General features: G+C 33.8%; 14 protein-coding genes. 11 read left to right on the forward strand and 3 right to left on the reverse strand.

Annotated elements, in window-relative coordinates; genetic code table 11:
• Positions 1 to 102 precede the first annotated feature (102 nt).
• The 11 genes from BMX49_RS13660 (at position 103) to BMX49_RS13710 (ending at position 9,351) form a co-directional block, all read left to right on the forward strand.
• The gene (locus BMX49_RS13660; protein WP_034719209.1) at positions 103 to 510 is read left to right on the forward strand and encodes a hypothetical protein; all 408 of its coding nucleotides are present in this window, start codon (positions 103 to 105) and stop codon (positions 508 to 510) included.
• A 4-nt stretch (positions 511 to 514) separates the two neighbouring features.
• Positions 515 to 901 carry a hypothetical protein gene (locus BMX49_RS13665; RefSeq protein ID WP_034719208.1) on the forward strand — a complete coding sequence of 129 codons (387 nt, stop codon included), beginning with the start codon at positions 515 to 517 and terminating at the stop codon, positions 899 to 901.
• A gap of 179 nt (positions 902 to 1,080) precedes the next feature.
• On the forward strand, positions 1,081 to 1,878 hold the full coding sequence (locus tag BMX49_RS13670; RefSeq protein WP_051803719.1) for a CPBP family intramembrane glutamic endopeptidase: 798 nt from the start codon (positions 1,081 to 1,083) through the stop codon (positions 1,876 to 1,878).
• A 612-nt stretch (positions 1,879 to 2,490) separates the two neighbouring features.
• Positions 2,491 to 3,084: a hypothetical protein gene (locus BMX49_RS13675; RefSeq protein ID WP_034719206.1), complete on the forward strand. Its 594-nt coding sequence runs from the start codon at positions 2,491 to 2,493 to the stop codon at positions 3,082 to 3,084.
• A 363-nt stretch (positions 3,085 to 3,447) separates the two neighbouring features.
• A complete protein-coding gene (locus BMX49_RS14815; protein ID WP_034719204.1) occupies positions 3,448 to 3,732 on the forward strand; it encodes a hypothetical protein in 285 nt (94 codons plus the stop codon).
• Positions 3,733 to 3,917: 185 nt separating this feature from the next.
• A complete protein-coding gene (locus tag BMX49_RS13685) occupies positions 3,918 to 4,442 on the forward strand; it encodes a GNAT family N-acetyltransferase (protein WP_034719201.1) in 525 nt (174 codons plus the stop codon).
• 185 nt (positions 4,443 to 4,627) lie between these two features.
• Positions 4,628 to 5,164, forward strand: a complete 537-nt coding sequence (locus BMX49_RS13690) for a hypothetical protein (protein ID WP_034719198.1) — start codon at positions 4,628 to 4,630, stop codon at positions 5,162 to 5,164.
• 174 nt (positions 5,165 to 5,338) lie between these two features.
• Complete coding sequence (locus BMX49_RS13695; protein ID WP_034719195.1) at positions 5,339 to 6,478, forward strand: FAD-dependent monooxygenase; 1,140 nt, start codon at positions 5,339 to 5,341, stop codon at positions 6,476 to 6,478.
• Positions 6,479 to 7,051: 573 nt separating this feature from the next.
• The gene (locus BMX49_RS13700; protein WP_051803718.1) at positions 7,052 to 7,894 is read left to right on the forward strand and encodes a carboxypeptidase-like regulatory domain-containing protein; all 843 of its coding nucleotides are present in this window, start codon (positions 7,052 to 7,054) and stop codon (positions 7,892 to 7,894) included.
• A 108-nt stretch (positions 7,895 to 8,002) separates the two neighbouring features.
• Entirely contained in the window at positions 8,003 to 8,461 is a 459-nt protein-coding gene (locus tag BMX49_RS13705) for a GNAT family N-acetyltransferase (RefSeq protein ID WP_246005088.1), read from the forward strand.
• 248 nt (positions 8,462 to 8,709) lie between these two features.
• A complete protein-coding gene (locus BMX49_RS13710; protein ID WP_034719190.1) occupies positions 8,710 to 9,351 on the forward strand; it encodes a class I SAM-dependent methyltransferase in 642 nt (213 codons plus the stop codon).
• Positions 9,352 to 9,408: 57 nt separating this feature from the next.
• Here BMX49_RS13710 and BMX49_RS13715 read toward each other — a convergent pair whose 3' ends face one another.
• The 3 genes from BMX49_RS13715 to rpoC all read right to left on the reverse strand — a co-directional run bounded on the left by BMX49_RS13715 (position 9,409) and on the right by rpoC (position 14,778).
• Positions 9,409 to 9,690 (reverse strand): DUF427 domain-containing protein, encoded by a 282-nt coding sequence (locus BMX49_RS13715; RefSeq protein ID WP_034719188.1) that lies wholly within the window; start codon positions 9,688 to 9,690, stop codon positions 9,409 to 9,411.
• A gap of 411 nt (positions 9,691 to 10,101) precedes the next feature.
• Complete coding sequence (locus BMX49_RS13720) at positions 10,102 to 10,425, reverse strand: DUF3467 domain-containing protein (RefSeq protein WP_034719185.1); 324 nt, start codon at positions 10,423 to 10,425, stop codon at positions 10,102 to 10,104.
• Positions 10,426 to 10,512: 87 nt separating this feature from the next.
• Complete coding sequence (gene rpoC / locus BMX49_RS13725) at positions 10,513 to 14,778, reverse strand: DNA-directed RNA polymerase subunit beta' (RefSeq protein ID WP_034719183.1); 4,266 nt, start codon at positions 14,776 to 14,778, stop codon at positions 10,513 to 10,515.
• Between the last annotated feature and the right edge of the window lie 6 nt (positions 14,779 to 14,784).

Genomic DNA, 14,784 nt, shown 5'->3' on the forward strand with positions numbered 1-14,784 from the left:
TTGTTAATTGTTCAATTTGCTATATTTACAAAGACTTGTTATAAAAGTCCCCGCCAACAGAAATACCCAATCGTTGTACGACATTTTAAATAAAAACCGATTATGAAAAAACTAATATTGATTTTTGGAATTTTAACTTTTTCACTAATTTTAACAGATTGTTCCCGTGAAAATGAAAGCAGTAACAGTGCAGAAATTAAAATTAATCCGCCGAATTGGATTCAAGGAACTTGGCTTCTTGAAAATCCTAATACAAATATTGGCTTCCGATTTACTACAAACGACGTAGTGATAATCCAATCGGGCGCTGAGTTAAGTCAAAGAGGACAATTAGAATTATTTAAAAATTCTGGACAAAGTGTTTCTGCAAGTAATGAATCTTCTGAAAATATTTATAAACTTATTTCAAATTTTCCTGGAGGTCAAACTACAATCTACTCTTTCACAAAAATTTCAAATACTAAAATTAAATGGGATGCAGTAACTAATTCTGTTTATACAAAACAATAAAATAATGCTTAAAAAAATACTATTTTTTACGATTGCTATATTATTAATTGGTTGTGGGAGAGATGAGAATCAAACTAATCAGACCAGTGAAAATAATGAGACAAAATTAGAAGGCGTTTGGTTCTTACAAAACAATAGTAATGGTTCAAAATTAACTTTTGAAAAAAGCAATTTTACAATAAAATCTGGAACTGTAACAATAAATGGAACTTTTCATATATTAAATAATAAGATTACTGGCCAAACAATCAGTCGTAGTGGAGCGAACAGCAATGGACTTCAACCTGATAATTTTACTGGTAACTTTGAAATTTCAAACAACAGAGTAACATTTACAAATTTTGATGGTAATTGGAGGGCAGTATTTTCGACTTGGTATGGTAAACAATAGCCTATAAAAAAAACATCCTACAACACTGTATTTCTATTACGGGTCGGAAGTCCCTATCATAAAGGTTTTCGCTAATTGATCAATTTGTTATATTTACAAAGACTTGTTATAAGAAAACCCCCCAACATAAATACCCAACCGTCAGCTGTAATAAAAATCAAATCGTCCCCAAAAAATTAATGAGTATAATTAAAGCATTTTTATATACAGTTTTAGCGTTTGTATTTTGGACAACAATTCAACTCGCAATACTTCTTCCGATTAAATATTTGATTGGAGAACCAGATGATTTCACTCATCTATTTGGAATAACTAAAATTGTATCTGTTGTTGGAGCATTTTTACTCATTTATTTTTTCTTTTGGAAACCAAATTTTGATTTTAAAAAAGCTCTTAAAGTTCAGAATTATAATCCTCGAATATATTTGTATTTACCTCTAATTGGAATTGGTTTGTTACTAATAAATAAACCTTTTTGGGATTTCAATAAAATAATGGAATATTTTCAAGGAATTTCTACAAATGATAACTTTGTTAGTTCTAACAATAATATTGCTTTAATCTACAGTCTGATTTCCACATTATTAATAGCACCAATAGTAGAGGAACTATTTTACAGAAAATTTTTATTAGATAGATTGTTAGAAAAGAATAAACCGATTTTAGCAATAATTGTTTCAAGTATCTGCTTTTCAATAATGCATATTGAAACACCAAATAATTTAACACCGACTTTCATAAGCGGAATTATACTCGGAATAATATATTTTAAAACTAAAAAAACCGGTTATTGTATAATGCTTCATTTCATTGTAAACTTAATTATAGTTACGACAAACAATATTGGAATCTCTGATGAAAATTGGCTGATTGGTTATAATTTTGACATTTATTATTGGCTATCATTTGGAGTTGGAATTATTATAACAGTAATCGGAATGAAGATAATTACTACAGCTAACACCGTATATAATTAATGGCTAGTTTTATATTACTTACGCAAATCCTCGCGGATTTTCTATCTAGTGTTTATTTACTAAATTAGGTGCTTGAACACGCCACTAATCATATACATGAACGTTATGGCCTAGTCGCCCCCTACTTTCCTGCTTCTCACACGCAAAAAATCGCAATGCAAAATTCCCGTTTCCTAAGTTTCTAGAAAATGGATTTTAGGTTCCAAAAGATGTTTAGAATTAAAACTTCCAGTTGAAAACTGAGCGCAAATTTTTCCCTTTTCTGAACTTTAAATCTATGTTTTGGAATGCATATTTCCGAATGATGATTAACTAAAAGTTTGCACCAACAACACGTTTTCGCTTTTCCACTTTCTCTGAGAAACTTGCGGCAGAACTTCCGCGGATCATTGCGATTTTTTTGCGAAGACGATTTGGTTGTTTAAGATATAAAGTCCCTTTTAGATGCGTAGCGACCTAGCCATAACATGCGTTTGGCGCGATTGGGAGTTTGTGCTGGAGTTGAAAATTATTTTGTTTTTGGAATCTTATTGCTGTATTGAGAATTTAGTTTAATTTAGTTCCCAACCTCGCCAAGCCGCAAACCGTTATGCGACATTGTAAAAAAAAGTTATGAATACAAAAAATCTCGTATTAATGTTAATCCTGTTTTCTACTTATGGCTTTTCTCAAAAAAGCGATACCGTATTTATAAAAAAGGAAAACGGACACAAGATTTATAAAATACAAAATCGCACTTCCGATCTTTATAATGACATTTCAAATTTTAAAGAGTTTGAAAAAGATAATAACGAAAAAATATCGCAGATTGGATTAAATTCAAGATGGATACGTATACATAAATACAATGGTAAATATTTTTTATATGGACCTTGTGATTGGTGCAATGATACTAAATTTCAGCTAGGAGATAATTCTATACAAATTCGCGGTTGTGAATTAAAAACTTATAAAATAATTTCTGCAAAAAAAATAAATCAGAGAGAATATAAGATTGCTTACGTTCCCTTGTCGGCTAAGAAAAGGAAAACAGTTTTAAAAATTAAAGAAATTGATTCTCAATATAACATTTACGAATTTTCATATCGTGATGGAATTGACCGATCCAAAATGCTCTTTATTAGAGACTCTGATTACAAGAGTTTTGACATAATAAACAACGAATGTAAATATGAAAAATCGCCAGAATTAAAATTTGAAGATTGAAACAATGTCGCATAGCAACGTATTTCTATGTCGGAAGTTCCTATCATCAAGATTTTGCTAATTGTTCAATTTGGTATATTTACAGAGACTTGTTATAAAAGGCCCCGCCAACAGAAATACCCAACCGTTATGCGTTATTTTATGAAAACGATGCGCCAACAAATATTAGTATTGATTTTACCAATCATTTTCTTGCTTGTATTTTTTAATACATCTACAAATACAATTTTGACTTTCGTGTTAGGATTAACATATTTTACTATACTCTTATTGATTTCTTTTCTATTATTATTAATCGACTTAATACGTAAAACTAATTATAGAATACTACCATCTAAAATATTACTGACAAGTTTAGCCGCAATGATTTTAGGAATATTTGCAATAAAATTCCAAAAACAACTTAACAAGGGAAATGCTGAAAAATTAATAAGCGAAATTGAATATTACAAAAAAGAAAATGGAAAATATCCAAATAAATATCAGGTGAAAATTCCCAAATCGATCAATGGAATTAAAATTACGGATATGGAATATATTCTTAATTCAAAGGTTTATAAGAATGATTACGTCATAAAATATTTTGATGGTTATATGTATGAAAAATTATACTTTTCAAACAGCAAAAAATGGCATGTTGATGACTGAAAAAAACACCACATAGCAAGATATTTCTATTAGCAAGTCGGAATTTATATCATAAAGATTCTCGCTAATTGTTCAATTTGGTATATTTACAAAAACCTGTTATAAAAGGCACCGCCAAGAGAAATACCCAACCGTTAGCGGTCATTGTAAAACGGCATCAAGAATTTTAAAAACAAAAGAAATAAATGCCTAAAAATATTGAAACACAAAATCTGCATCTTATTTGTTGCGACAAACAAACATTGGAATTTGCTCTTGCAGGTGATTCGGAATTAGCGGAGCATTTAAATGTTATTGTTTCTGAAAACTGGACTGAGTTTGGTTCGAGAGCGCTCCAATACTCATTAGACAAGTTAAATTCGGCAGAAAGCGAAAAAGGATGGTGGTCGTATTTGCCTATACACAAATTAGATAACAAACTGATAGGACTTTGTGGATATAAAGGACAGCCCAACGTAGAAGGGCAAGTTGAAATTGGATATGAAATTAAAGTTGAATATAGGAATAAAGGCTTTGCCACTGAATTAGCAAAAGCACTTATTGAAAATGCTTTTAATTTCGAAACTGTGCATTCAATTCAAGCGCATACCTTAGGACATTTCAATTCTTCTACCAAAGTTCTCTCAAATTGTGGATTTAAGAAGATAGACGAAGCTGACGGAAAGGAACTTGGAATTTTATGGAAGTGGGAATTAAAAAGGAACAATTAACGAGAAGAAAGCAACGTACCGCGAACAGCTTTTTGGCAAAAGTGGCGGTTCAGAACTCAGCATATACATTTGTGGTCAATTAAATTTTGGTTCTGCGCGTCAACATTTGTGGTAAAATTGCCAACTTAGTAAAGCCACAAATGGTTAGCTGGAATTTTGTCCTAACTCACGTATAGAAACTAGTAATGACAATTATTTTAATTTTTTTATTGATTTTTATTTTAATTCCGACAGTATTATTTTTCATTTTTGTGAAGAAATTTAATGGAATTAAAACAGTATCAATAATTTTATTAGCAACTGTCACAATTTCTATCGGATGTCTTTACATCTTTAAAAAATCAGATGCAGAAGTTATCATTGAAAAGCTCAATGAATCAAAGCTTCCATTAATCAGTAATTACAAAATAAATAAATCTGTAACTGAAGAAAATTGGGACTATTATTACGAATATGAATTAAAAATTTCAAATATTGATAAGGAGAAAATAATTAATGAAATTTCCAAGGCAAAGAAGTTTCAAAAATTAAAGGAAAATCAATTTGATGATTATATTAAAAATGAATATTTAAAGGAGATTATTAATAATCAAATCCAGCAAAATTATAATATTGATGATCTTTATATTAGAAAAATTTCATTTCCAAATAGTTCTCGTGAATTTGAAATTACAATTGATTCAAGAACAAATGAATTAAAAATACTTGATCATTACTTTTAATAAAATATACGGCTAACAAATGATTTCTATAGCAGATCGTAAGCTCCTACCATCAAGATTTTCGCTAATTGCTCAATTTGTTATACGTACAAAGACCTGTTATAAAAAGACCGCAAAAGAATACCCAACCGTTACCAGTCAGCTCAAATGAAGACATTACGTAAAAAAACGATAATGAAAAAAAAGAAAAAGATAGCAATAATTGGAGGTGGAATAGCGGGTTTAACATTTGCCCGAAGTTTGACCACCAAAGATTATGAAATTCATATTTTCGAGAAAAAAGAAAATTTCAGTGAAATAGGAGCAGCAATCAGCGTATTCCCAAATGCTCTTTGTGTAATGGATGATTTGGACTTGTTAGAGGAAATCTTGCAAAATGGCGGACAGTTTAAAACTGTTTATTTAAAGACTAGTAATGGAAAAGTTTTAAGTAAATCCGAGCCTAAAAGCGACTACCCTGTAATTTGCATCCACCGGGCAGACTTACACCGTATTCTTTTAAAAAATATTGAAGCTCATCTTTACAATAATTACTCTTTAAAAAATATCGCTCACTTAGATAATGGACAAATTACCATTCAATTTGAAAATGGAGAAGACCGAGTGTTTGATGCTGTAATAGGGGCAGACGGAATTCATTCCGAAGTTAGGAAACAAATCATCAATGATGGAGAACCAATTTTTAGAGGATACAATATTTGGCGCGGAGTTGTAAAAACGAATTTTGACATAGGCTATGGTAGCGAAACTTACGGAAAAGGGAAAAGAGTAGGAATTGTCCCCATCAAAGACGGTGTTTATGGTTGGTGGGCGACGTGTAATGAAGCTTATATGCAGGATGACAGCCCTGAAGACACAAAGAATAAATTAAACCGTTTATTTGGAGATTGGCATTACCCTATTCCAGACTTAATGAATAATACCGAAGTCATTTTGAAAAACAGTTTAATTGACAGAAAACCACATAAAGGATGGTCTAAGGGAAATGCAATTTTACTCGGCGATGCCTCACACCCTACAACACCCAACTTGGGACAAGGTGGTTGTATGGCTATTGAAGGTGCATACATTTTAGCTAAATCAATTCAGAAATATGGATTGACCAAAAAAGCTTTTAACAGATATGAAGAACTTCAATATCCTCGGTCTGAAAACATTGTAAATGAAAGTTTGAAATTGGGTAAAATAGGACAAATTACGAACCCAGTATTAATAATATTAAGGAATTTTGCCCTTAGAGCAATGCCTTCTAGTGTGGCAATGAAAATGATAGACAAATATTTTTCATACAGAGTTACAAACATTGAAATATAAAACCGACCTTCTAGCAATGTGTATAAATGATACGTGAAATTGTACTAAATTGAAGACTTTAAGCTCGACTCACAGTTTCAGTATGTCTTTAATCAAAAGCTTAACGCTTCGTACTCGCCCACTTTTATATACTAATCGTTAGCTATAATTCGACGTATTGACAGAAAGAAATTAAAGAAATCTCACAAATTTTCTGAATGAAAATTTAAATGTAATTTTAATTATAATATCTTTTGTACTTTTATTTGCGGGTCAATTTTTAACGGTCTGACATTAAGTTGAAAAATTAGACGTAAAAAAATTAGCCATAAAAAAGAAGGAATTATCGCCCGTAAAAATTACAGGAGTGAAAACACACTAATAAGCTTAATGGTAATTGTGGGCCATTTTTTAAAGAAAATATTTTAAAAAAGTACTGCAGCTACAAAGTATTTCTATTAGCCAGTCGGAAGTTCCTATCATCAATATTTTTGCTAATTGTTAAACTTATTATATTTAGAAACAGCATTTATAGAAATTCCCGTCAACAGAAATGCTCAACCATTGTAAAACATTTTGATAAAAACTATACTTATGAAAACAAAACTTATCTTTTTTTTACTCCTAATTTTTAGCATCTCAAATTCTCAAATCATTTCTGGTAGAATTATTTCGAGTGAAGGTAATCAAGCGATTCCCTATGCAAGAATCGGAGTTATAGGCCAAAATATCGGTGAAGTTTCAAATGAAACTGGTCATTTTAAAATTGATTTGACAACGATTGATAAAACTAAAAAAATAACGGTACAGTTGGGAGGATTTACTTCTTATGAACAGAATATCAAAGATTTCATTAGTTCTAACGATCATACTATTGTAATGAAAGAAAAGGTTTCTGAAATCGCTGAAGTGATCATCAATCCAAAAAAGTATGAAAACAAAAATTTAGGTGTCAATTCAAAAAAGATGTATTACGGCTTTGGCTCCAACGGAATTACTGCAAATAAATATAGAGAATTCGCAATTCCATTCTCTAATAAAAAGAAATTAAAAATAGAAAAAATAAAAATTAACATTGCTGAATTTGAAACTGATCAACCTATCATTTTAAATTTTAATATTTACTCAAATAAAAATAAACAGCCGGGCGAATCAATTTTAGTAGAAAACCTAACTGCGGAATTGACAAAAGATAAAATTGTAGATGGAACATTTACTTTTGATTTAAAAGACAAATCAATTTGGGTCGATAAAGAAGATTTTTATGTTTCGGTACAAGTCATGAGTGGGTTCAAAGGTCGTTTTGGATTTAATGCTGCATTACTGAAAACAGTTTTTGAAAGATCTTTTTATAATAATTGGGAAAAAGTCTCAATTGGAAGTCCAGCAATTAACATTGATGTGAAAATTGAAAGAGAAAAACGTAGTAAGACATAGTATTTCTATTAGCGGGTCTGAAGTTTCTATTGTTAAGATTTAGCCTATCGATTCTACTTCCAAAACTCATTAATAAAAAGTCCCACCAAAATAATTACAAAGACGCTAATGGTTACTTTAAAACAATATCATTCTAATAGTGGGATAACAGATAACATTGAAATAATCATGGAGATTACATACAATTTTCAAGTTACTCCTACTGTAGAACAAATAATTGAACTTTATCAAAATTCAGGATTGCCTCGTCCCATAACAGATAAAGCCAGGATTCAAAAAATATATGATCATTCAATCCTCATTGTTACCGCTTGGCACGATGACAGATTGGTTGGCATTTCGCGTTCTATTACAGACTGGGCTTGGAGTTGTTATCTGGCAGATTTAGCCATTCACACCGACTATCAAAAATTTGGAATTGGTAAAAAATTGGTGCAATTAACTAAGGAAAAAGTGGGCGAAGAGACTATGGTTTTATTGCTTTCAGTGCCAACCGCAATGGATTATTATCCTAAAATTGGATTTACAAAAGAAGATAGAGCATTTACAATACTTAGAGAAAAGTAGAAGCAGCGTTTTTGAAGTAAAAAATAATAGGAGAACAAAGATTAAATTTAAAAATTTCGCAAAGAATCTAAACCAACTGGGATAAACAGTAACCAACTCCTAACGGGAATTTCTACAAGCTGAAAAGAGTTTATAATGGAAAATATTTTAGATGCTTCGCTATCTTAGCAAGTAGAAAGATTTGACTTTTTCAGCACACCTGCAGAAATACCTGACGATGAGGAATTATTGTACAAAACCACCTCAAAATGGATCGATACAAAGAAACATTTGAAACTTGGAACAAAGTGGCTTCCTTATATCAAAACAAGTTTATGAACTTAGACTTGTATAATGAAACTTATGATTTTATTTGTAACGCAATCACTAAAGAAAAAGCGAAAATTTTAGAGATTGGGTGTGGTCCTGGAAATATTGCAAAATATATTTTATCGCGCAGACCCGAATTTGATCTATTCGGAATTGACATTGCACCCAATATGATTGAGCTTGCAAAAATAAATAATCCGACCGCAAGTTTCGCAGTAATGGACTGTCGAGCAATTGACCGTATTAAAACAAAATTTGATGCAATAGTTTGTGGGTTCTGTTTGCCTTATCTATCGCAGACTGGCAGCCAAAAACTCATTACCGATAGCTACCATTTACTGAATGAAAGTGGCCTGATTTATATAAGTTTTGTTGAAGGTGATCCCAGAAAATCTGGTTTTCAAATTAGTAGCAGTGGGGACAGAAGCTATTTCTATTTTCATGATCTAGATGACTTGAAAACACAACTGATGAAAAATAAATTAGAAGTAATAAAAATTTTTAAAGTGGAGTTTAAAAAGACCGAAATTGAAATTGAAACGCACACCATCGTTATAGGAAAGAAAAGAACGACCTCATAATACAAATCCCGACTCATAAGAATCGGGATTTGTATTAGATAAAGTAATCCATCTGTATCAGTCTGTAATCTGAACCCCTTTCCAGAAAGCGACGTGGTTTTTGATATTGTCCGCAGCGTCTTTTGGACTGGGATAAAACCAGGCGGCATTTTCATTCTTCTTACCATCAACCTCAATATTGCAATAGGAGGCTTGCCCTTTCCAGGGACAAGAGGTGTGGTGATTGGTGAGTATCAAATAGTCTTTGTTAATACTGTTTTCGGGAAAGTAATGGTTGCTTTCTACGACCACCGTGTTATTACTTTCTGCGATTGTTTGTCCGTTCCAAATTGCTTTCATATCTGTTGATTTTAATTGAGATTAAAGATAGATATTTTTATAACCGTTGGTTTGAAAACACAACTGAAATTATCAATCATCATCTATCATTAATCGTTGATGAATGATGAATGATGAATGATGGATGATCATTAAAAATGATTTGGCAGTTTAGGTTTTAGTTTTTTAAGTTAGAAAAAGATGGTGAACCTAGCCGTGATGGGAGCGGCATCCTTCTTTTTCTCGTCGCTAGACGAGATAAAAAAGATAAAGCGGACAGCGCGTACGGTGGTCTGAGATTGCTGAAATGGTGAAGCTTCTAATTTTACACGTTAAAGAAAATCCCGATTCAAATAAATGAATCGGGATTTTTGTATTGATAAAACTTTGTCAAAGATTTGAACTTTGACAAAGTAAAAAACGAGTTGCTAATTAAGCTTGTACGTTATTTTGACCTACTACAAATGGTTCCATTTCTTTGATTTCGCCGAATTGTTGTTCGTAGTTGGTGATGTTTTGTTGCAATGCAGCCATTACTCTTTTCGCGTGAAGAGGAGCAAGAATTACTCTTGATCTTACGTTCGCTTGCTGAACTCCTGGCATCATTTGGATAAAATCCACAACGAATTCTGAAGGGGAATGGTTTACTAAAGCTAAGTTACAGTAAACTCCGCCCGCAACCATTTCACTTAATTGAATGTTGATGTTGTTTGGATCTTGATTTTGATTTTGGTTTTGGTTCTGATTGTTGTCCATTTTAAATTTTGGATTTTTAAGTTAAAAATTATAGACTACGAATATAAATTAATTAAAAGTTAAATCCGTAATCTACAATCAAATTATTTAGTTGATATCTTCGAATTCTTTTTTAGAACCGACGATGATATTCTGATAGTCTTTCAGACCCGTTCCGGCAGGTATTCTGTGTCCTACAATTACGTTTTCTTTCAGACCGCTCAAGTAATCTACTTTTCCTGAAACCGCTGCCTCGTTCAATACTTTCGTCGTTTCCTGGAAAGATGCTGCAGACATGAATGATTTGGTTTGTAGCGCTGCTCTGGTAATACCTTGCAACACCGGTGTTGCGGTTGCAGATAAAGCTTCGCGAACTTCTACTAACGCTAAATCTTCACGTTTCAGTTTAGAATTTTCGTCTCTAAGATCTTTGGTCGTAATCATTTGACCAGGTTTGAAATCTTTCGAATCTCCAGCTTCTACAACTACTTTCAGACCGAACACTCTGTTGTTTTCTAATAAGAAATCACCTTTGTGTTCTAGAGCACCTTCTAAGAAATGAGTATCTCCACCATCCACAATTGAAACTTTGGTCATCATCTGACGAACAATAATTTCGAAGTGTTTGTCATCGATTTTCACCCCTTGCAAACGATATACTTCCTGAATTTCATTAACCAAATATTCCTGTACGGCAGTTGGTCCTTTAATTTTCAAGATATCATCTGGTGTGGTAGATCCGTTTGATAACGGTGATCCAGCTCTAACGAAGTCATTTTCCTGAACCAAAATCTGGTTGGATAATTTCACCAAATATTTAGTGATTTCTCCAGTTTTTGCTTCAACGATTAACTCACGGTTTCCTCTTTTGATTTTTCCGTAAGATACTACTCCATCGATTTCTGTTACTACCGCTGGGTTGGAAGGATTTCTCGCTTCGAACAATTCAGTAACTCTTGGTAGACCCCCTGTAATATCTCCAGATTTTGCAGATTTACGTGGGATCTTAATCATTACTTTACCAGACTTAATTTTCTCACCATCGTTTACCATGATGTGTGCTCCTACCGGTAAGTTATAAGCTTTTTGTTCTACTCCTTTAGAATCCACAACTTTCAAGGTTGGTACGGCTTTCTTGTTTCTAGATTCAGAAATTACTTTCTCCTCGAAACCAGTCTGCTCATCAATCTCCAATGAGAATGAAACCCCTTGGATAATGTCTTCATACTCAATCTTACCTGCAGATTCAGCGATGATTACCGCATTATACGGATCCCACTTACAGATTAGATCTCCTTTCATTACTTTATCACCTGGCTTAACAGTTAATTCAGAACCATAAGGAATATTGGCAACCATCAATGGTGTTCTCGCAGCATTATCTGCTACCAAACGGAATTCCGTAGAACGGGAAACCACGATTTCTGCTTTTTTACCTGCTTCGTTTTCTGAAGTTACGGTTCTAATCTCATCCATTTCTACGATACCATCACGTCTAGCAATGATCGATGGAGTTTCTGAGATATTACTTGCAGTTCCCCCCTGGTGGAAAGTTCTCAATGTTAACTGAGTTCCTGGCTCACCAATAGATTGTGCTGCAATTACTCCAACAGCTTCACCCATATGAATAGGTTTACCAGTTGCTAAGTTACGACCGTAACATGCGGCACAGATTCCTTTTTTCGCTTCACAAGTCAGTGGAGAACGAACTTCTACGCTATCAATACCAGCTGCTTCAATGGTTTTTGCTAAAGCTTCGTCAATTAATTGATCTGCTTCTACAATTACCTCATCGGTTTCTGGATCGTAAACGTTATGTAAAGAAACTCTACCTAAGACTCTTTCAGAAATACGTTCAACGATCTCATCATTTTTCTTTAGTGGTGTAATTTCTGTTCCTCTTAAAGTTCCACAGTCGTTTTCAGTGATGATCACATCTTGTGCAACGTCAACCAATCTTCTGGTCAAGTAACCAGCATCGGCAGTTTTCAATGCGGTATCCGCAAGACCTTTACGAGCACCGTGAGTAGAGATAAAGTATTCTAAAATAGATAGACCTTCTTTAAAGTTCGCTACAATCGGGTTTTCAATAATTTCCGCTCCCGAAGAACCGGCTTTTTGTGGTTTTGCCATCAATCCCCTCATTCCTGAAAGCTGACGGATTTGTTCTTTCGAACCCCTTGCTCCAGAATCAAGCATCATGTAAACAGAGTTGAACCCACCTTGATCGGTTTTCATTCTGCTCATAATCATCTCGGTTAATCCAGCGTTGGTATTCGTCCAAACGTCAATTACCTGGTTATATCTTTCTGTATCGGTGATTAATCCCATGTTATAGTTAGCCTTGATCTCATCTACTGTTTCAACAGCCGTTGCAATCATGTCTTTCTTTTCAGCAGGAATTACGATATCACCTAAACTAAACGAAAGTCCTCCACGGAAGGCGTGAGAGTAACCTAAGTCTTTCATATCATCTAAGAATTCAACCGTTGTTGGGAAGTCGGTGTCTGCTAAGATTCTACCAATCACATTTCGCAATGATTTCTTGGTTAAAAGCTCATTAACAAATCCTACTCCTTCTGGAACGATTTGGTTGAATAGTACTCTACCAACAGTTGTATCAACTAATCGGGTTACCAATTCACCATCTTCTTTCATCGGAACTCTACATCTTACTTTTGCATTCAAAGAAACTTTCTCTTCTGCATAAGCAATTTCTACTTCTTCCGCTGAATAGAAAGCAAGACCTTCACCTTGAACTTTCATATCGTCAGTTGACGCTAATTCTTTGGTCATATAATAAAGACCCAAAACCATATCCTGAGAAGGTACTGTAATCGGAGAACCATTTGCAGGGTTCAAGATATTCTGAGAACCTAACATTAGAAGTTGTGCTTCTAAGATAGCTTCAGGTCCTAACGGTAAATGCACGGCCATCTGGTCACCATCGAAATCGGCATTAAATGCTGTTGTACACAATGGGTGAAGTTGAATTGCTTTTCCTTCAATCATTTTTGGTTGGAACGCCTGAATACCTAATCTGTGAAGCGTAGGTGCTCTGTTCAAAAGAACTGGGTGTCCTTTGATGATTCCTTCCAAGATGTCATAAACAACTGGCTCTTTTCTATCGATGATTCTTTTGGCAGATTTCACTGTTTTTACAATTCCTCTTTCAATCAGTTTTCTGATGATAAACGGTTTGTAAAGCTCAGCTGCCATATCTTTTGGAATCCCACATTCGTGCAATTTCAAGTTTGGACCTACGACAATTACGGAACGGGCAGAATAATCCACACGTTTCCCCAGTAAGTTTTGACGGAAACGACCTTGTTTACCTTTCAATGAATCAGAAAGTGATTTCAATGGTCTGTTAGATTCCGACTTAACAGCAGAAGATTTTCTAGTGTTATCGAATAATGAATCTACAGATTCCTGTAACATTCTTTTCTCGTTTCTAAGGATTACTTCAGGAGCTTTAATTTCCAAAAGTCTCTTCAAACGATTATTTCTAATGATCACTCTACGGTAAAGGTCATTTAAATCTGAAGTCGCAAAACGACCACCATCCAATGGAACCAACGGTCTCAATTCTGGTGGAATTACAGGAAGCACTCTCATGATCATCCATTCTGGACGGTTGATCATTCTTGTGTTTGCTCCTCTGATCGCTTCAACAACATTCAGTCTTTTTAAAGCCTCAGTTCTTCTTTGTTTAGAAGATTCGTTGTGCGCTTTGTGACGCAAGTCGAATGATAAAGTATCTAAATCAATTCTACTCAATAACTGCTCAACCGCTTCAGCACCCATCTTAGCGATGAATTTGTTCGGATCAGCATCATCAAGATATTGGTTATCAGCAGGAAGCGTTTCTAGAATGTCTAGGTATTCTTCTTCTGTTAAAAACTCTTTATCTTCGAAATCAGCACCATCAGCTTTTTTAGCAATCCCTTGTTGAATCACGACATATCTTTCATAATAAATGATCATGTCGAGTTTCTTGGAAGGCAATCCTAACATGTAACCAATTTTGTTCGGTAGGGAACGGAAGTACCAAATGTGCGCAACAGGAACAACCAGACCAATATGTCCGATTCTTTCTCTACGTACTTTTTTCTCGGTAACCTCTACTCCACAACGGTCACAAACGATTCCTTTGTATCGGATTCTTTTGTATTTCCCACACGCACATTCGTAATCCTTCACAGGACCGAAAATCTTCTCGCAGAAAAGACCATCTCTTTCCGGCTTGTGCGTACGGTAGTTTATTGTTTCGGGCTTTAAAACCTCACCTCTTGAATCTTGTAAAATAGATTCCGGTGAAGAAAGTCCAATCGTAATTTTAGTAAAATTACTTGTTTTATTTTTGTTTGACATCTGTTA

This window comes from Kaistella antarctica (assembly GCF_900109615.1).
Taxonomy (GTDB): domain Bacteria; phylum Bacteroidota; class Bacteroidia; order Flavobacteriales; family Weeksellaceae; genus Kaistella; species Kaistella antarctica.

Excerpts from the sequence above, each read along its gene's own strand:
- rpoC (WP_034719183.1), bottom strand. The coding sequence starts at position 14,778 with ATGTCAAACAAAAATAAAACAAGTAATTTTACTAAAATTACGATTGGA.
- BMX49_RS13690 (WP_034719198.1), top strand. The coding sequence starts at position 4,628 with ATGACAATTATTTTAATTTTTTTATTGATTTTTATTTTAATTCCGACA.
- BMX49_RS13665 (WP_034719208.1), top strand. The coding sequence starts at position 515 with ATGCTTAAAAAAATACTATTTTTTACGATTGCTATATTATTAATTGGT.
- BMX49_RS13700 (WP_051803718.1), top strand. The coding sequence starts at position 7,052 with ATGAAAACAAAACTTATCTTTTTTTTACTCCTAATTTTTAGCATCTCA.
- BMX49_RS13695 (WP_034719195.1), top strand. The coding sequence starts at position 5,339 with ATGAAAAAAAAGAAAAAGATAGCAATAATTGGAGGTGGAATAGCGGGT.
- BMX49_RS13670 (WP_051803719.1), top strand. The coding sequence starts at position 1,081 with ATGAGTATAATTAAAGCATTTTTATATACAGTTTTAGCGTTTGTATTT.
- BMX49_RS13705 (WP_246005088.1), top strand. The coding sequence starts at position 8,003 with ATGGTTACTTTAAAACAATATCATTCTAATAGTGGGATAACAGATAAC.
- BMX49_RS13660 (WP_034719209.1), top strand. The coding sequence starts at position 103 with ATGAAAAAACTAATATTGATTTTTGGAATTTTAACTTTTTCACTAATT.
- BMX49_RS14815 (WP_034719204.1), top strand. The coding sequence starts at position 3,448 with ATGATTTTAGGAATATTTGCAATAAAATTCCAAAAACAACTTAACAAG.
- BMX49_RS13675 (WP_034719206.1), top strand. The coding sequence starts at position 2,491 with ATGAATACAAAAAATCTCGTATTAATGTTAATCCTGTTTTCTACTTAT.
- BMX49_RS13710 (WP_034719190.1), top strand. The coding sequence starts at position 8,710 with ATGGATCGATACAAAGAAACATTTGAAACTTGGAACAAAGTGGCTTCC.
- BMX49_RS13685 (WP_034719201.1), top strand. The coding sequence starts at position 3,918 with ATGCCTAAAAATATTGAAACACAAAATCTGCATCTTATTTGTTGCGAC.
- BMX49_RS13715 (WP_034719188.1), bottom strand. The coding sequence starts at position 9,690 with ATGAAAGCAATTTGGAACGGACAAACAATCGCAGAAAGTAATAACACG.
- BMX49_RS13720 (WP_034719185.1), bottom strand. The coding sequence starts at position 10,425 with ATGGACAACAATCAGAACCAAAACCAAAATCAAAATCAAGATCCAAAC.